The 17,595-nt window shown below is 70.6% G+C and carries 14 protein-coding genes; 9 read left to right on the top strand and 5 right to left on the bottom strand.

Annotated elements, in window-relative coordinates; genetic code table 11:
• Positions 1-2: 2 nt before the first annotated feature.
• Together ABWV20_RS17565 and ABWV20_RS17560 are read right to left on the bottom strand one after the other, a co-directional pair.
• Positions 3-716, bottom strand: coding sequence for a succinate dehydrogenase cytochrome b subunit (locus tag ABWV20_RS17565; RefSeq protein WP_353357457.1), 714 nt, complete (start codon positions 714-716; stop codon positions 3-5).
• A 117-nt stretch (positions 717-833) separates the two neighbouring features.
• Entirely contained in the window at positions 834-2,009 is a 1,176-nt protein-coding gene (locus tag ABWV20_RS17560) for a glycosyltransferase family 4 protein (protein WP_353357455.1), read from the bottom strand.
• A 193-nt stretch (positions 2,010-2,202) separates the two neighbouring features.
• Here ABWV20_RS17560 and ABWV20_RS17555 point away from each other — a divergent pair, with 193 nt between their 5' ends.
• Positions 2,203-3,369, top strand: a complete 1,167-nt coding sequence (locus tag ABWV20_RS17555) for a nucleotide sugar dehydrogenase (protein WP_353357453.1) — start codon at positions 2,203-2,205, stop codon at positions 3,367-3,369.
• Positions 3,370-3,444: 75 nt separating this feature from the next.
• On the opposite strand, the gene ABWV20_RS17550 is transcribed toward ABWV20_RS17555, so the two are convergent.
• The 3 genes from ABWV20_RS17550 to ABWV20_RS17540 are packed head-to-tail and all read right to left on the bottom strand — an operon-like array spanning position 3,445 to position 7,091.
• Entirely contained in the window at positions 3,445-4,536 is a 1,092-nt protein-coding gene (locus ABWV20_RS17550) for a mannose-1-phosphate guanylyltransferase (protein WP_353357451.1), read from the bottom strand.
• 51 nt (positions 4,537-4,587) lie between these two features.
• Positions 4,588-6,186 carry an ABC transporter permease gene (locus ABWV20_RS17545; RefSeq protein WP_353357449.1) on the bottom strand — a complete coding sequence of 533 codons (1,599 nt, stop codon included), beginning with the start codon at positions 6,184-6,186 and terminating at the stop codon, positions 4,588-4,590.
• Positions 6,183-7,091, bottom strand: a complete 909-nt coding sequence (locus tag ABWV20_RS17540) for an ABC transporter ATP-binding protein (protein ID WP_353357447.1) — start codon at positions 7,089-7,091, stop codon at positions 6,183-6,185. Before ABWV20_RS17540 ends, ABWV20_RS17545 begins: the two co-directional genes overlap by 4 nt.
• A gap of 188 nt (positions 7,092-7,279) precedes the next feature.
• Between ABWV20_RS17540 and ABWV20_RS17535 the strand changes: the two genes are divergently transcribed.
• From ABWV20_RS17535 to ABWV20_RS17500, 8 genes are all read left to right on the top strand, one after another.
• On the top strand, positions 7,280-8,872 hold the full coding sequence (locus tag ABWV20_RS17535) for an acyl-CoA mutase large subunit family protein (protein ID WP_353357445.1): 1,593 nt from the start codon (positions 7,280-7,282) through the stop codon (positions 8,870-8,872).
• A gap of 131 nt (positions 8,873-9,003) precedes the next feature.
• Complete coding sequence (locus ABWV20_RS17530) at positions 9,004-10,242, top strand: amidohydrolase (protein ID WP_353357578.1); 1,239 nt, start codon at positions 9,004-9,006, stop codon at positions 10,240-10,242.
• A gap of 163 nt (positions 10,243-10,405) precedes the next feature.
• Complete coding sequence (locus ABWV20_RS17525; RefSeq protein WP_353357443.1) at positions 10,406-11,464, top strand: BMP family lipoprotein; 1,059 nt, start codon at positions 10,406-10,408, stop codon at positions 11,462-11,464.
• A 242-nt stretch (positions 11,465-11,706) separates the two neighbouring features.
• Positions 11,707-13,182: an ABC transporter ATP-binding protein gene (locus ABWV20_RS17520; protein WP_353357441.1), complete on the top strand. Its 1,476-nt coding sequence runs from the start codon at positions 11,707-11,709 to the stop codon at positions 13,180-13,182.
• Positions 13,182-14,291 carry an ABC transporter permease gene (locus tag ABWV20_RS17515; RefSeq protein WP_353357439.1) on the top strand — a complete coding sequence of 370 codons (1,110 nt, stop codon included), beginning with the start codon at positions 13,182-13,184 and terminating at the stop codon, positions 14,289-14,291. Before ABWV20_RS17520 ends, ABWV20_RS17515 begins: the two co-directional genes overlap by 1 nt.
• A complete protein-coding gene (locus ABWV20_RS17510; protein ID WP_353357437.1) occupies positions 14,288-15,565 on the top strand; it encodes an ABC transporter permease in 1,278 nt (425 codons plus the stop codon). Before ABWV20_RS17515 ends, ABWV20_RS17510 begins: the two co-directional genes overlap by 4 nt.
• A 50-nt stretch (positions 15,566-15,615) precedes the next feature.
• A complete protein-coding gene (locus ABWV20_RS17505; RefSeq protein WP_353357576.1) occupies positions 15,616-16,008 on the top strand; it encodes a cytidine deaminase in 393 nt (130 codons plus the stop codon).
• A gap of 10 nt (positions 16,009-16,018) precedes the next feature.
• The gene (locus ABWV20_RS17500; protein WP_353357435.1) at positions 16,019-17,326 is read left to right on the top strand and encodes a thymidine phosphorylase; all 1,308 of its coding nucleotides are present in this window, start codon (positions 16,019-16,021) and stop codon (positions 17,324-17,326) included.
• Positions 17,327-17,595: the final 269 nt, after the last annotated feature.

Below are 17,595 nucleotides of genomic sequence, written 5' to 3'. Positions count from 1 at the left end.
GGTCAGTTCCCCTTGATGATTCCGAAGAGAATGGCGAGCGGCGGCAGGAGGAATCCGATGGCCACGACGAGGGCGACGACCGTCGCCGTCCCCCGGGCGCGGGCGCGGGCCCTGGCCGTCGTCGACCAGCCGAGCGTCTGGCTCGCGCTGAAGATGCCGTGGTAGAGGTGCATCGCCAGGGCGATCATCGCGAGCACGTAGATGAGCGCGACCCACCAGACCTGGAAGCTGCTGATGACGAGTCGACCGACACTGTCGCCGGCGGCGTCCGGGCCGACGTTGAACTTGATCATGGTGAACTGCAGCAGGTGCCAGATGATGAAGAGCAGCAGCGCGAGTCCGCCCCACCGCATCGCCTTCGACGTCAGCGCGGCCCGCGCCGCCTCCTTGGCGACGTAGCGGGTCGAGCGGGCTCCGTTGGCGCGGCGCCAGAGCTGTGCGGCGGCCCAGACGTGCGCGACGACGGCCACGACGAGGAGGGCGCGGAGCAGCCAGAGGACGCCACCGACGGGGAGGATCGGCGTCAGGAGGGTCCGCAGGCTCTCGGCATAGTGGTCGAACGCCGCCACGCCGGAGAAGATCTTGAGGTTGCCGTACATGTGCAGGAGGACGTAGAGCACGAAGAGCGCGCCGGACACGGCCATGACCATCTTGAGGAACACGGTCGTTCGGCGCGCCGCAGCAGGTCCCGTCCTTGGGAGAGTGTTGGTGGCCACGGGGGGCACCCTATCGCCGTGCCCGGAGCGCCAGAATCCTACCCACCGGTAGAACGCGCGACTGTGACAATGTCCACTGGTTCGCTCAGACCGGACATCGAGGTGCCTCAGGGGTGCTCAGGCCGCGACGGCGACGCGCCGGTCGGCCACAGCCTCGTAGTGCCCGATGAGCCGGTCGACGAAGGCGGCCCAGGACCGGTCGCGAACTCGCTCGAGCCCCCGCCGACCCAGCTCGGTCAGGTGCTCCGGCGAGGAGAGTGAGCGGCAGACGGCCTCGCGGAGCGCCCCGGGCGTGCGGGGGTCGAAGAGGTAGCCGTTCTCCCCGTCGGTCACGAGGTCGATCGGACCGCCGGCCCGGGGCACGACGACCGGCAGGCCGGAGGCCCCGGCTTCCTGGATGGTCTGGCCGAAGGTCTCGCGGGTCCCGGTGTGGACGAAGAGGTCGAGGGTCGCGTAGGCGCGGGCCAGGTCCTCGCCGTGCCGTGGCCCGAGGAAGACCGGTGGGAGGTTGGGTCTCCCCGGCGACGCCGCGACGGCCTCGGTGAGCAATTCGCCCACGGCCGGCCGTGACGGCCCGTCGCCCACGATGACGAGCCGGCTGTGCGGCACGTCGGCGAGCTCGGCGAGGCGCTCGAGCTCCTTCTCCGGTGCCAGGCGACCGACGTAGCCGATGAGCCGCTCGCCTCCGGGGGCGAGCTCTCGCCGCAATGCGCGGCTCAGCGCGTCGGAGCGCCAGGCGGGGGAGAAGAGGGTGGTGTCGACTCCGCGTCCCCACAGGTCCGTGCGGGGCACGCCGTGGGCGCGGAGGTCGGCGAGCGCCTCGGTGGAGGGCGCGAGGGTGAGGTCGGCCCACGAGTGGATGCGGCGGATCCAGCGCCACGTCGTGTTGGCGGTCGCGTTGCCGGCCGAGCCGGGGGTGTGCTGGCGGACGTAGCCGGCCATGTCGGTCTGGAAGATCGCCACGGTCGGCAGGTCGAGCCGGACCGCCGCCCGCAGCCCACGGGCTCCGATGATGAAGGGGCTGGCCACGTGCACGACGTCCGGAGCCGCGTCCGCGAGGATCTGCTCGATCTCACCGCTCGGCAGGCCGACGTCGAACTGACGGAACGGCAGGGACGTGATCCGGTGCACGGGGATGCCGGCGAAGGTGGCCGGCATCGGCTCCCGCGACCGGGGAGCGATGATGACGCCCTCGTGCCCGCGGGCGCGGAGGTGTTCGGCGACGTGGCAGACGCTGGTGGTCACGCCGTTGAGGCTGGGGAGGAACGACTCGGTCACGATCGCAACTCGCACGGTCCCACCGTCCCGAGCCCAGGTGAGGTGGGGGCGACGTCGGGGGGTGAGTTGCGTGACCGTCGGGTGACGGCCGTTCACCACGCCGTATGCCGCTGGGCTCGCTCCCACGGATCAGCGGCCTCCCGCGGCGGTCGGGCCCGGGGTTCCCGGCGAGGTGCCCCACCGCGGGGCACCGTCTAAGGTGTCCGGTGTGAAGATCGCAGTCGTCGGCCTCGGCTACGTGGGCCTCTCCAACGCCGTCATCCTGGCCCAGCACAACGAGGTCGTCGCCCTCGACCTGGACCGGCACCGGGTCGAGCTGGTCAACGAGCGTCGGTCCCCGATCGTCGATGCGGAGCTCGAGGAGTACCTCGCCGAGCGGGAGCTGAGCCTGCGGGCCACGGCCGACCCGGCCGATGCCTACGACGGTGCGGCGTTCGTCGTCGTGGCCACGCCGACCGACTACGACCCCACGACCAACTACTTCAACACGTCGAGCGTCGAGTCCGTCGTGGCCGACGTGCGCGTGCACGCCCCGGCGGCGACCGTGGTCATCAAGTCCACCGTTCCGGTCGGGTTCACCGAGCGGCTCCGCACGGAGCACCCCGACGCGAGGATCATCTTCTCGCCGGAGTTCCTGCGCGAGGGGCGCGCTCTGTTCGACAACCTGCACCCCAGCCGAATCATCGTCGGGGACCTCTCCGCGGAGGCCAAGCAGTTCGCCGACCTGCTCGTGGAGGGCGCCGAGGACACGGACATCCCGGTCCTGCTGACCAACCCGACGGAGGCCGAGGCGACCAAGCTGTTCGCCAACACCTACCTCGCGATGCGGGTCGCCTACTTCAACGAGCTGGACACCTACGCCGCGATGCACGGCCTCGACGCGAAGTCGATCATCGAGGGAGTCGGCCTCGACCCGCGGATCGGCGCCCACTACAACAATCCGTCCTTCGGCTACGGCGGCTACTGCCTGCCGAAGGACACCAAGCAGCTGCTGGCCAACTACGACCAGGTGCCGCAGACCCTCATCCGGTCGATCGTCGATTCGAACACCACGCGCAAGGACTTCATCGCCGGCGACATCCTCAAGCGCGGCCCCGAGGTGGTGGGCATGTTCCGCCTCGTCATGAAGGAGGGCTCCGACAACTTCAGGAGCTCGAGCATCCAGGGGATCATGAAGCGGATCATGGCCCAGGACGTGGAGATCATCGTCTTCGAGCCGACCCTCGAGTCCGAGTCGTTCAACGGCTGTCGCGTCGTCCGCGACCTCGACGCGTTCAAGGCCGAGGCCGACGTCATCGTCGCGAACCGGCACTCCGAGGACCTCGCCGACGTCGCCGACAAGGTCTACACCCGCGACATCTACGGTCGCGACTGACCCACCTGCCCAGGGGTCACCCGCGGTCCCAGCGGGGCCGACCCCGGTGCTCGGTCGAGTGTGCGGCTCCTGTCGTCAGGTCAGGTCCGACAAGCCGCGTCGTTGCAGCTCCTCCACGACCCTCTTGACGTCCTGTGAGCGTTCCTTCGTCGTGACGAGCAGCGCGTCCGCGGTGTCGATGACGACGATGTCGTCAAGCCCGACCACGGCGACGGCGCGACCGCTGTCAGCGGCGACGAGCCCCGTTGAGTCGATGGCCACGACGTCCTGCTCTCCCGCGATGACCCGCAGCGGCGGAGCGCCGTCCTGCTCGGCCAGAATCGTCGCGAGGGAGGCGAAGTCGCCGATGTCGTTCCAGCCGAAGCGGGCCGGCACGACGGCGACCCGGCCCGCGGCCGCGGCCGGCTCGGCCACGGCGTGGTCGATGGCCACCTTGGGCAGCGTGGGCCACAGGTCGCTGATCCGGCGGGGGTCGCTCGCGATGATGCGCAGGGTGGCGGTCAGCTCGGGGTGGGTCTGCGCCAGCAGCTCGAGCAGCGTGGTCGCCCCGACGACGAACATGCCTGCATTCCAACGAAACTCACCAGACTCGACATATTTGGTCGCCGTGGCGGCGTCCGGCTTCTCGACGAACTCGCGCACGCGACGACCGGAGGGCGCGTCCTCGACCCCGAGCGGTTCGCCCACCCGGATGTAGCCGAACCCGGTCGCGGGATGGGTCGGCTCCACGCCGATCGTGACGACCTCGCCTCGTCGCGCGAGCACGACGGCCTCGCGCACCGCGCCATGGAAGGCCTCGACCTCGGTGATGACGTGGTCCGCAGCGAACGAGCCGAGGATGGCGCCGGGGTCCCGGCGCTCGAGGATGGCTGCGGCGAGGCCGATGGCAGGCATGGAGTCGCGGGGGCTCGGCTCGGTGACCACGGCGTCCCGATGGAGCATCGGCAGCTGGGCCCGGACGGCTTCGGCGTGGTGCTGGCCGGTGACGACGATGACCCGCTCCTCGGCGAGCGGCGCCAGACGCTCCCACGTGGCCCGGAGCAGGGACTGGCCCGAACCGGTGAGGTCGTGCAGGAACTTGGGCGAGCTGCGGCGGGAGAGCGGCCACAGCCGGGTGCCCGAGCCGCCGGCCGGGATGACGGCCCAGAAGTCGTCCATCGAGGTCATGGGCCGTAACGGTAGTGGAGGCAGGGTCGTCCGTTGCGGCGGTTCGGTCGGTCAGGCGATGTCGCGGTTCCGGAAGCCGTACAGCCCGGCGCCGACGAGCGCCGTCGCCACGGCCACCAGGGCGACGAGCGGCAGCCACTCCAGGTCTGCGCCGGGCAGGCGGGGAAGGTGCGCGAACGGCGAGAGGTTCACCAGCCACTCGGGCAGCTGAAGCAGCTCACCGAACTCCCCGAGGGCGAAGAAGGTGAGGAGCACCCCCCAGGCGAACCCGGTCCAGCGCGGAGCCAGGCCGACGAAGGCGAGCGCGACCCCGAGACACACCCAGACGGCGGGGAGCCGGGCGAGGGCTGCCCCGCCGAGGCTGGCCACCTGGCCGGGGACGTCACCGACCTGCCCGCCGCGGACGAGGCCGAGCACCACGCCCATGACGGCCAGCACGAGCGCGGTCGCGCCGACCGCGACGACGAGGTGGCTGACGGCCCAGCCGATCCTGCTCGTGCGGGTGGCCAGGACCGACTCGGCTCGGCCCGCGGTCTCCTCCGAGCGGAGACGAAGGACGAGCGCGATGCCGAGGGCCGACACGGCGACCGAGGCGAAGCCGAGCTCGGTCGCGAAGAACGTGTCGATGAGGGTTCCGGCAGAGCCACCCAGGCGGGTGAGCAGGTCACGGATCTGCGATCCGCTGAGGAAGGTCTCGACGTTGGGCGCGACCGAGCCCATGACGGACGCGAGGACGGCGACCCCGACCACCCAGCCGGCCACGGTTCCGGTGGCGAGCCGCCGCGCCAGCGCCCCGGTGCTGCGCAGGCCGCCGCGCGCGGGCCCGGCTCGCCCGGCGAAGATGCCGGACCCGAGGTCCCGACGTTCGAGGAGGACGTAGGCGAGGAGGACCAGGGCGATGTACGCGAGGACGCCGAGCACTCCGACCCAGAGCCGGTTCGCACCGTAGGCCTCCACCTTGACGACCCAGCCGAGGGGCGAGAGCCAGCTGAGCCGGCTGGCCAGGCTCCCGTCGGCCGCGCCGTCCCCGACGACCCGGACCATGTAGGCGACAGCGAGCGTCCCCAGTGCGAACCCGGCTGCGCCGCGGGCCGTCCCGGCGAGCTGGGCAGCCACGGCGGTGACGCCGACCCAGGTGAGCCCAGCCGTGGCCCAGGCGACGCCGAGGGCGATCGACCCGGTCTCGTCCAGCCCGACCTGCACGGATGCCACGGTGACGAGCAGGGTCGTCACGAGCACGGCAGCAGTCGCGAGCAGGACGGCGGCGGTGAGCGGGGCGCGCCGGCCGACCACGCCGCCGCCGAGCAGCTCGAGGCGGCCCTCCTCCTCCTCGGTGCGGGTGTGACGCCGCACGACGACGTAGACGAGCAGGACGACGAACACCGCCCCGAGGAGCACCGTCTTGAAGGTCGCCAGGGAGTCGATCGAGGACGGGTCGGACACCGGGCCGTAGAGGGCCACCACGGCCGGGTTCGACAGCGCGTCCTGCATCGCGGCGATGGCGAGCGCCGGATCGGGATAGAGGTCGATGGTCGCCCGCGCGCCTGCGGCGACCAGGCCCACGACGGCGAGGATGCTCGTGGGCAGGAGGACCCGGTCCCGGCGCGCGGCGAGGCGCAGCAGGGTCCCCGTGCCGGCGAAGCCGGTCATCGCGGGCCCACCGCGGCCTCGTCGGTGCGGTACTGGTCCATGAAGAGGTCCTCGAGGGTGGGCGGCTGGCTCGTCAGCCCGCGGATCCCGTGGGGTCCCAACCGCGCGAGCAGGTCGCCGAGGTGAGCGGTCTCGACCGTGCACGTCACCCGGTCACCCGCGATGACCAGGTCGGCGACTCCCGGCACGACCCGCAGCTCGGTGGGGTCGATCGGCGTCTCCAGTGACGCGTCGACGGTCGTGCGCGAGCGCCGCCGCAGCTCGTCGATGGCTCCGGACTCGACGTTGCGTCCTGCCCGGATGATGCTCACCCGGTCACCGAGGGCCTCGACCTCGCCGAGGATGTGGCTCGACAGGAGCACCGTCCCCCCGTCGCCCGCGAAGTCCCGGACACAGCGTCGGAACTCCGCGTCCATGAGCGGGTCGAGCCCCGAGCTCGGCTCGTCGAGCAGGAGCAGCTCGACGTCGGAGGCGAGCGCCGCGACGAGGGCCACCTTCTGCCGATTCCCCTTCGAGTAGGAGCGACCCTTCTTCGTCGGGTCGAGCTGGAAGCGCTCGAGGAGCTCGGCACGCCGCGACTCGTTGAGCCCGCCCCGGAGTGAGCCGAGCAGGTCGATGACCTCGCCGCCCGTGAGGTTGGGCCAGAGCACGACGTCCCCCGGCACGTAGGCGAGCCGACGATGGAGGGTCTCGACGTCGTGCCAGGGGTCTCCGTCGAGGACGGTGGCGGTGCCCCCGTCGGCTCGGACGAGGCCGAGCAGGATGCGCAGAGTCGTCGACTTGCCGGCACCGTTGGGCCCGAGGAACCCGTGGATCTCACCGCGTTCGACGGTGAGGTCGAGGCCGTCGAGGGCGATGGTGTGGCCGAAGGACTTGTGGAGGTCGCGGACCTCGATCACGGGCATGCCTTCACGATGGACCCCCGCCCGGGGGGAGGCAAGGAGGTTGGCCCGGCGAGCCAGCCCAGCGGCATACGGCGTCTGCGGTGACGTCCGCCCGCGCGGTCCCGAGGGGCGGGACGCGGGCGTGACCTCGACTACGTTCGGGGTCCGCCCATGTCGGACCGGCCGACGGCGCCATTACCCTCGGCTGCATGGCTGACAGCACTGGCGCGCGCTCCGAGTCCGATCTGCCCATCCGGCCCGTCTACGGCGCCGACGCGCTGGACGGCTTCGACCCGGACGACAAGCTCGGCCAGCCGGGGCGCTACCCGTTCACCCGCGGGGTCTACCCGACGATGTACACCGGCAAGCCGTGGACGATGCGGCAGTACGCCGGGTTCGGCACGGCCAAGGAGTCCAACGAGCGATACCACCAGCTCGTCAAGGCCGGCACCGGTGGACTCTCGGTCGCGTTCGACCTCCCGACGCAGATGGGCTACGACTCGGACGAGCCGATCGCGCACGGCGAGGTCGGCAAGGTCGGCGTCGCCATCGACAGCCTCGACGACATGCGCACCCTCTTCAACGGGCTGCCGCTGGACAAGATCTCGACGTCGATGACCATCAACGCGCCCGGCTCGACGCTGCTGCTGCTCTACCAGCTCGTCGCGGAGGAGCAGGGCGTCACCGCGGACCGGCTGACCGGCACGATCCAGAACGACGTGCTCAAGGAGTACATCGCCCGCGGCACCTACATCTACCCGCCGCGTGAGAGCCTGCGCCTCATCGCCGACGTCTTCGCCTACTGCCACAAGGAGATGCCGCGCTGGAACACCATCTCCATCTCGGGCTACCACATGGCCGAGGCGGGGGCGACGCCCGTGCAGGAGATCGCGTTCACCCTCGCCAACGCGATCGAGTACGTCCGCGCCGCCGAGGCCGCCGGCCTCGACGTCGACGACTTCGCCCCGCGCCTGTCCTTCTTCTTCGTCGCGCGCACGACGCTGCTGGAGGAGGTCGCCAAGTTCCGCGCGGCCCGCCGGATCTGGGCCAGGATCATGAAGGAGCAGTTCGGCGCGACCAACCCGAAGAGCCAGATGCTGCGCTTCCACACCCAGACCGCGGGCGTGCAGCTGACCGCGCAGCAGCCGGAGGTCAACCTCGTCCGCGTCGCGCTCCAGGGCCTCGGCGCCGTCCTCGGCGGGACCCAGTCGCTGCACACCAACTCCTTCGACGAGGCGATCGCCTTGCCGACCGAGAAGGCGGCCCGCCTGGCGCTGCGCACTCAGCAGGTGATCGCCTTCGAGACCGACGTGACCAAGACGGTCGACCCGTTCGCCGGCTCCTACGTCGTCGAGTCGATGACCGACGAGATCGAGGAGGCAGCGCTCGCGCTGATCCAGCAGGTCGAGGACCGCGGGGGCGCGGTGGCCGCGATCGAGCAGGGGTTCCAGAAGTCCGAGATCGAGCGCTCCGCCTACCGCGTCCAGCTCGAGATCGACAACGGGGAGCGCACCGTCGTCGGGGTCAACAAGTACACCCTGGACCAGGAGGAGCACTACGAGCCCCTGCGCGTCGACCCGCAGATCGAGGCCGAGCAGCGCGAGCGCCTCGCGGGTCTGCGCGCCGAGCGCGACAACGACGCGGTCCGGGCCGCGCTCGCAGAGCTCCAGGACGCCGCCCGCGGGACCGACAACGTGCTCTACCCGATGAAGAAGGCGCTCGCAGCCAGAGCGACGGGGGGCGAGGTGGCTCACGCGCTCCGTGAGGTGTGGGGCACCTACCAGCCGCGCGAGGCCTTCTGAGCCCAGCGGCACACGGCTGCCGTATGCCGCTGGGCTCGCTCCCAGCGCCACCTCCTCGAGTGGTCGGTCCCTTCGGGCAAGCGGCATCAGGGGCACGGACATCCTCTCGGTAGACTCCCGTACTCGTGACCATGCCCCCGTTGTTCGACGAGATCTCCCGTGTCGTGACCGCACACGAGGGTGAGCTCATCGACTTCCGGCGGGACCTGCACCAGCACCCGGAGCTGGGCCGCGCCGAGGTGCGTACGACCCGCGTCCTGGCGGAGCGTCTGGAGTCGGCTGGCATCGCCGCCCGCAGGTTGCAGGGCACCGGCTTGGTGGCCGACATCGGGGCTCCGGAGCCCGTCGTCCGGATCGCCCTGCGCGCCGACCTCGACGCGTTGCCGATCCGCGAGCAGACCGAGCTCGAGTTCGCCTCTCGCACCGACGGGGTCAGCCACGCGTGCGGTCACGACGTGCACACGACCGCGTTGCTCGGCGCCGCGCTCGCGCTCAAGGCGGTGGAGGAGCGCCTCCGGGACCACGGGGTCGGGGCCCGACTCGTCTTCCAGCCCGCGGAGGAGCTCATGCCGGGCGGTGCCGAGGACGTCGTCGCGCAGGACGGCCTGGCCGGCGTGGATCGGATCTTCGCGCTCCACTGCGACCCTGCTCTCGACGTCGGTCACGTCGGGCTCCGCGTCGGACCGATCACGGCGGCTGCCGACCAGGTCGAGGTGACCTTGACCGGGCGGGGTGGCCACACCTCTCGGCCGCACCTGACCCAGGACCTCACCTACGCCCTGGCGAAGGTCGTCACCGATGTGCCGGCCGCCCTCTCGCGTCGGCTGGACCCACGCGCGGCCGCGGCCCTCGTCTGGGGGTCCATCCACAGCGGGGGAGCGCACAACGTCATCCCGGCGACCGGCAAGGCGACCGGCACCCTCCGGATGCTCGACGTGGAGACCTGGGAGGGGGTCGAGAAGCTCCTCGACGAAGTCGTCCACGCCGTCGTCGCCCCCTACGCCGTCGCCGCCGACGTGGTGATCACCAAGGGCGTCCCGCCGGTCGTCAACGACGCATCGTGCATCGACGCCCTCACCGCTGCCGTCGTGGGCGCCGGCGCCACCGTCGCGCCCACCCCGCAGTCCTTGGGCGGCGAGGACTTCGCCTGGTACCTGACGCACGTCCCCGGCGCCATGGCGCGCCTCGGCACCCGGCGACCGGGTGGGGCGAGCTACGACCTCCACCGGGGCGACCTCGTCATCGAGGAGGGTGCCATCGCCGTGGGCGCCAGCACGCTGGCCGGCTGTGTGCTCGCCTCGGCCGCCCACCACCTCCTGGCCCGGCCGGGCGCCGCCCCCGCGGGCTCTCCGCGGCACGTCCCTCGCTGACCTCGCTCAGGGGGCCGACCGCCGGTCCTCCGTGGTGGGGGTCGCGGATCGGTAACACTTGCGGCGACTTTTACTGACCAGTTCATTTCCTGTCGAGGGCCGGGTCTACAGTGCGGGAATCAGGGCCGATGTCGTCGTCGGCCACGGAGTGAAGGAGCATCCCTTGCGTCACGCAACCAAGGTCGCGGCAGTCATCGCCGCTGCCGCGCTCGGCCTTGCCGCATGCGGCAGCGAAACCCCCGACGCCACCCCGGGCGCCGGCGGCACCGGCACCGGGCCAGCTGCCGGCGGCGAGCAGATCAAGGTCGGTATGGCCTACGACGTGGGCGGTCGCGGTGACCAGTCCTTCAACGACGCCGCTGCCGCCGGCCTGGACAAGGCCAAGTCCGAGCTGAAGATCGACAGCAAGGAAGCCGTCGCCCAGAACGGCGAGGCCGAGTCGGCTCGTGAGGAGCGGCTCCAGCAGCTGATCGAGGCGGGCTACGAGAACATCGTGGCGGTGGGCTTCGCCTACGCCCAGTCCGTGGCCAAGGTCGCCAAGGAGAACCCCGACGTCAGGTTCGCCCTGATCGACTCGACCGACGCCCAGGGCGACAACATCGAGAACGTCACGTTCGCCGAGCACGAGGGCTCGTTCCTCGTGGGCGCGGCCGCGGCTCTGAAGTCGAAGACCAACGTCATCGGCTTCGTCGGCGGCGTCGAGACGCCTCTCATCAAGAAGTTCGAGGCCGGTTACATCGCGGGCGCCAAGGCCGTCAAGGCGGACATCGACATCAAGGTGCAGTACCTCACCCAGCCGCCGGACTTCTCCGGGTTCGGTGACGTGGCCAAGGGCAAGGCGGCCGCCGAGGGCATGTACCAGGCCAACGCCGACATCGTCTACCACGCTGCCGGCGGTTCCGGCGGTGGTGTCTTCCAGGCGGCGAAGGCCGCGAACAAGCTCGCCATCGGGGTCGACGCCGACCAGGCCCTGACCGCCGACGCGGCCGTGCGCGACGTCATCCTCACCTCGATGATCAAGAAGGTCGACGTGGGCGTGTACGACTTCATCAAGTCGATCGCCGACGACAAGTTCACGGCCGGCGAGAAGTCGTTCGACCTCGAGGCCGGCGGCGTGGACTACTCCACGACAGGCGGCAAGATCGACGACATCAAGGCGCAGCTCGACGACTACAAGCAGAAGATCATCTCCGGCGAGATCAAGGTCCCCACGACTCCCTGAGTCGCGGATCGACCAGCCGGTCAGGTGAAACGGCCCGGATGACGCGCCGCGTCGTCCGGGCCGTTTCTCGCCCTGCCACCGCGGGACTGTGTACGTTCGGCGTGGTGGTTCATCAATTCGGTCGTCGCCCGTTCATCGGGCCCTGATGAGGAGCGTGCGTCATCGTCCCCACTGACTCAGCCGCCACCGCCCCCCCGGACCCGGTCGTCGAGCTGCACGGGATCACGAAGCGGTTCCCGGGCGTGGTCGCCAACAAGGACATCGAGCTGACCGTCCACCGGGGCACCGTCCACGCGATCGTCGGTGAGAACGGCGCGGGCAAGTCGACGCTGATGAAGATCCTCTACGGCGTGCAGCAGCCCGACGAGGGGACCATCGCGGTCGAGGGCAGGCAGCGCCAGCTGAGGTCACCGGCTGACGCGATCGACGCGGGCATCGGCATGGTCTTCCAGCACTTCCAGCTCGCCGACAACTTCACCGTTCTCGAGAACGTCGTCCTCGGCGCCGAGAAGCTGCACGGGATCGGCGACGCGGCTCGTCACAAGATCAGCGAGATCTCGGACGCCTACGGGCTCGACATCGACCCCGACGCCCTCGTCGAGAACCTCGGCGTCGGTGCCCAGCAGCGGGTCGAGATCCTCAAGGTGCTGTACCGGGGGGCGCGGATCATCATCCTCGACGAGCCGACGGCCGTGCTCGTGCCGCAGGAGGTGGACGAGCTGTTCGACAACCTTCGCGAGCTCAAGGCCGAAGGACTCACCGTCATCTTCATCTCCCACAAGCTCGACGAGGTCCTGAAGGTGGCGGACGCCATCACGGTGATCCGGCGTGGCACGACGGTGGCGGAGGTCCGACCCCAGGACGTCACGGCCGGTGACCTCGCCGAGCTCATGGTCGGCTCGGAGCTGCCCTCCCCGAGCACGGAAGAGTCCACGGTGACCGAGGTGCCGCTCCTCACCATCGAGGCGACCTCCCTGGACAACCCGCTCGGGGGACGGCCGCTGCTCACCGACGTCAACCTCACCATCCACTCGGGCGAGGTCGTCGGGATCGCCGGTGTCGAGGGCAACGGTCAGGACGAGCTCGTCGAGGTCATCATGGGAATCCGCGATCCGTCCTCCGGGCGGATCCTCCTCGGCGACGTCGACACGTCGAGCTGGCACACCCGCGAGCTGCGCGAGGCCGGGATCGGCTACATCCCCGCCGATCGCCATCGCCACGGCCTGTTGCTTGAGGCACCCCTCTGGGAGAACGTCATCCTGGGCCACCAGACCGAGCCGGTGTACGTGACCGGACCCGGCGGCGCCCTCATCAATGCCTCCGCGGCCCGTCACGAGACCGAGGCGGTCGTCGAGCAGTACGACGTGCGCACGCCGTCCATCAACGTCACCGCAGGTTCGCTGTCCGGTGGGAACCAGCAGAAGCTCATCATCGGCCGCGAGATGCGCCGGGAGCCCAAGGTCCTCGTGGCAGCCCATCCGACCCGGGGCGTCGACGTCGGCGCGCAGGCCGCCATCTGGGACCACATCAAGCAGGCCCGCCGGGCCGGGCTCGGTGTGCTTCTCATCTCGGCCGACCTGGAGGAGCTCGTCGGCCTGTCCGACACGATCCACGTCATCCTCCGTGGCCGGCTCACCGGCCAGTTCGACCCGGACCGGGTCACCAAGGAGGAGCTCGGCTCCGCCATGACCGGCGCCACGACAGAGGGAGCCGCCTGATGAGCCGCTTCGACCTGCGACGCCTCGGCTTCGCGCTGTCCGCGCCCGCCCTGGCCATCCTCGTGGCCGTCATCGTCACGTCCGCGATCCTCGTCGTCGCCGGAGACCCGGTGGGCGAGGTCTGGGGCACCATCCTGTCGGTGCCCCGACCCAGGGTCGTGGTGGCGATCGTCAACGCGGCGATCGTCTACTACATCTCCGCCGTCGCCGTGGCCATCGGCTTCCGGATGAACCTCTTCAACATCGGCGTCGACGGCCAGTACCGCATCGCGGCCTTCGCCGCCGCAGTGGTGGCAGGAGAGGGCTGGCTCCCCGGCCCGCTCAACATCCTGCTCGGGCTCGTCGTGGCGATGCTCGCCGGTGGCATCTGGGCCGGCATCGCCGGTCTGCTCAAGGTCTACCGCGGTGTCTCCGAGGTCATCTCGACGATCATGCTCAACGCGATCGCGACCGTGCTCGTCGCGTTCCTGCTCCGCAAGGTGGCGCCCCAGACCGGATCCAACATCGTCAGCACGAAGCCGGTCCCGGAGGGCTCCCGGGTGCCCGGGATGCCGCTGATCCCGGGCGTCTCGCGCGAGGTCTACGGCCTCCTCCTCCTCGCGGTCATCATCGGCCTGCTCTACTGGTTCGTCCTCAGCCGGACGCGCTTCGGCTTCGACCTGCGCGCCACCGGCCGCAGTGAGTCCGCGGCGGTGGCGAGCGGCGTCAAGGTCAAGCGGATGGTCCTCATGTCGATGGTCCTGTCCGGCGTCGTCGCGGGGCTGGTCGGCATGCCGCTCCTCTTCGGCCAGGACTACGCCTACGGCACGACGTTCCAGCCGGGTCTGGGCTTCGCCGGGATCGCCATCGCCCTCCTCGGTCGCAACCACCCCGTCGGCATCGTGTTCGCCGCCGTGCTGTGGGCCTTCCTCGACCAGCAGTCCAACGCCCTCCAGATCACTGCCGGCGTCAGCGACCGCCTCGTCCTCATCATCCAGGGCGTCATCGTCCTGTCGGTCGTCATCGCCTACGAGGTCATCCGTCGCCTCAACGTGCGCATCGAGCAGCGGCGCGTGGCCCAGGCGCTCGCGCAGCAAGGCGCCACCGTCCAGGAAGGGGCCCCGGCATGAGCCAGGTCGTCACGAGGACCGAGCCGGACCACGCCCCGGCCGACAAACCGCGGGGCCGGCTGGCTGCTCTCGCGGGGTGGCGTCGCCTCGTCGTGCTGGCCGCGGTGGGACTCATCGTCGTCTCGCTGACCCGCGTCGTCACGGGGGCCAACGACATCGACTCGTCCGGTGCGCTGGGCGCCGCGCTCGCGCTCGCGGCGCCGATCGCGCTGGCCGGTCTCGGCGGCCTCTGGTCCGAGCGCGCGGGAGTCGTCAACATCGGGCTCGAGGGAATGATGATCCTCGGCACGTGGGGGGCGGCCTTCTTCGCGTCGAACTACGGCCCGTGGGCGGGGCTGCTCGGCGCGATCTTCATGGGAGCCGTCGGCGGGGCGATCCATGCCCTCGCCACCGTGGTCTTCGGCGTCGACCACATCATCTCGGGTGTGGCCCTCAACCTGCTCGGCCTGGGGGCGGCCTCCTACCTCGCGGTCCGGACCTTCGAGGCCACTGGCGGCACGCAGTCGCCGAGCCTGCCCGAGCTGCCCCGGATCACCATCACCGGGCTGTCCGACTGGCTGGGCGAGATCGAGCGAGGCCGCACGTTCCTCGTGGCCGATGTCGCCAGCGTCTTCCGCGCCCTCGTCACCAACCTCTCGGTCGTCACCGTCCTCGTCGTCGGCCTGCTCGTGCTGTCGTGGTGGATCATCTGGCGCACCTCGTTCGGGTTGCGTCTGCGGTCGTGTGGTGAGTCTCCGACCGCGGCCGAGACGCTCGGCGTCAACGTCTACCTCTACAAGTTCGTCGCGGTCGTCATCTCCGGCGGGCTGGCCGGGCTCGGTGGCGGCTTCCTGGCCATGGTCGCCTCCAACCTCTACCGCGAGGGCCAGACGGGCGGCCGTGGCTACATCGGGCTGGCCGCCATGATCTTTGGCAACTGGCGCCCCGGAGGCCTCGCCGCGGGAGCGGGGCTCTTCGGCTACAGCGACGCGATCTACCTGCGCGGCGGCGGGGACGTCATCCACGCGTTCCTCCTGCCGTTCTCGGTGTTCCTGCTGCTCTGGGGCGCCTGGGCGCTCTGGCGTCGCCGGCAGGGCAAGCGCGTCGTGGGGCTGGTCAGCGTCGTCATCGCCGTCGCCGTCCTCGTCTGGTTCGCCCTGACGTCGATCTTCCCGAGGGAGCTGACGGGGATGACCCCGTACCTCGCGACCCTCATCGTGCTGGCCTTCGCCTCACAACGGCTCCGAATGCCCAAGGCCGACGGCGTCGTCTATCGGAAGGGGGAGGCCTCGTGACGGAGGCGGACCCGGGAGCCGGCTCAGCGGCATACGGCATCGACTGGGAGATGCTCCGCCTGCGGGCCGAGGAGCTCATGCACCGCGCCTACGCGCCCTACTCCCGGTTCCCGGTCGGCGTCGCCGGTCTCGTCGACGACGGGCGCGTCGTCGTGGGGTGCAACGTCGAGAACGCCGCCTACGGGGTCGGCCTCTGCGCCGAGTGCGGCATGGTCTCGCACCTGCACGCGACAGGAGGGGGCCGGCTCGTCGCCGTCTTCTGCGTCGGGAGCGACGGGGCGGCCCTCATGCCCTGCGGACGATGCCGCCAGACGCTGTGGGAGAACGGCGGGCCCGAATGCCTGCTCATGACTCCCGAAGGTGTCCTGAGCATGCGCGAGGTCCTGCCCCAGGCGTTCGGGATCGACGATCTGGGTGCGGTGCCCGGAGCCCAGGATGGGTGAGGATGGTTCCGTGACCGCACAGACGCCTGCGACCGAAGCCTTCGATGCCGTCGACATCATCGCCGCCAAGCGCGACCACACCCCGCTCCGTGACGAACAGATCGACTGGGTGGTCGACGCCTACACCCGGGGCGTCGTCGCCGAGGAGCAGATGGCGGCCCTGGCCATGGCGATCTACCTCAACGGAATGACCACCGAGGAGGTGGCCCGGTGGACCGATGCGATGATCCGGTCCGGGGAGCGGCTGGACTTCTCCGGCCTCTCGAGGCCCACCAGCGACAAGCACTCCACCGGAGGCGTCGGTGACAAGATCACGCTCCCCCTGGCACCGCTCGTCGCAGCGTGCGGGGTCGCCGTGCCGCAGCTCTCGGGTCGGGGGCTCGGACACACGGGCGGCACCCTCGACAAGCTCGAGTCGATCCCCGGTTGGCGCGCGACGCTGACGAACGACGAGATGCTGCGTCAGCTGGAATACGTGGGCGCGGTGATCTGTGCTGCGGGATCGGGCCTCGCTCCGGCCGACAAGAAGCTCTACGCCCTGCGTGACGTGACCGCCACCGTCTCGTGCGTGCCGCTCATCGCCTCGTCCATCATGAGCAAGAAGATCGCGGAGGGCACCGGCTCCCTCGTGCTCGACGTCAAGGTGGGGTCCGGGGCCTTCATGAAGGACCTCGCTCAGGCCCGCGAGCTGGCCCGGACGATGGTCCGGCTGGGCACTGACGCCGGCGTCAGCACCGTGGCCCTGCTGACCAACATGGCGACGCCCCTCGGGCTGACGGCAGGCAACGCCCTCGAGGTGCGCGAGTCGGTCGAGGTGCTGGAGGGCGGTGGTCCCGAGGACGTCGTCGAGCTCACGCTGGCCCTGGCTCGCGAGATGCTCGCCACCGCGGGGAAGGACGACGTCGACCCCGCCGCCGTCCTTGCGGACGGGCGCGCCATGGACGTGTGGCGGCAGATGATCCGCGCTCAAGGCGGGGACCCGGACGCGCCATTGCCCACCGCCAAGGAGACCCACCAGGTCCTCGCGCCCGCGGACGGAGTCCTGGTCAAGCTCGACGCGCTGGCGGTGGGCATCGCGGCGTGGCGGCTCGGCGCGGGACGCGCACGCAAGGAGGACCCGGTCCAGGCCGCGGCCGGGGTGGAGATCCACTTCAAGCCCGGCGCGGAAGTGCGAGGGGGCGAGCCCCTCCTCACCCTGCACACGGACACCCCGGACCGTTTCGAGCGGGCCGGCGAGGCCCTGTCCGACGCGTTCATGATCGCTCCCGAGGGGTCTCGCCCCGACCTCCCACCGATCGTCATCGAGCGCATCGCCTGAGGACCCGCCCGAGGCGGCCGGTCGCCGGGTCCCTCCGGGCCCGGCTGCATCGGCTGGAAGGGGACGTTTGCGCAGGTCAGAGCCCGTTTTCGCCCCTGCCTGGGGCGGGATTAGGAGATCCGCCGGACCCCGTGTAATGTTCTCTCTGCCGCAAGGGAAACCAAGCGAGTGGGTCCGGCGCCTCCAAGAGGCGGTCACGGATTTGACTCCCAAGCAGACGAGCGGCAAACTTGAAGGGTTGCCCCGGAGGTTGGCCTGGTTGGGCTGGT

This window comes from Intrasporangium sp. DVR (assembly GCF_040365325.1).
Lineage (GTDB): Bacteria > Actinomycetota > Actinomycetes > Actinomycetales > Dermatophilaceae > Intrasporangium.
The sequence above is the reverse complement of the archived record's forward strand: the minus strand, read 5'-3'. Positions and strand labels throughout refer to the sequence as shown.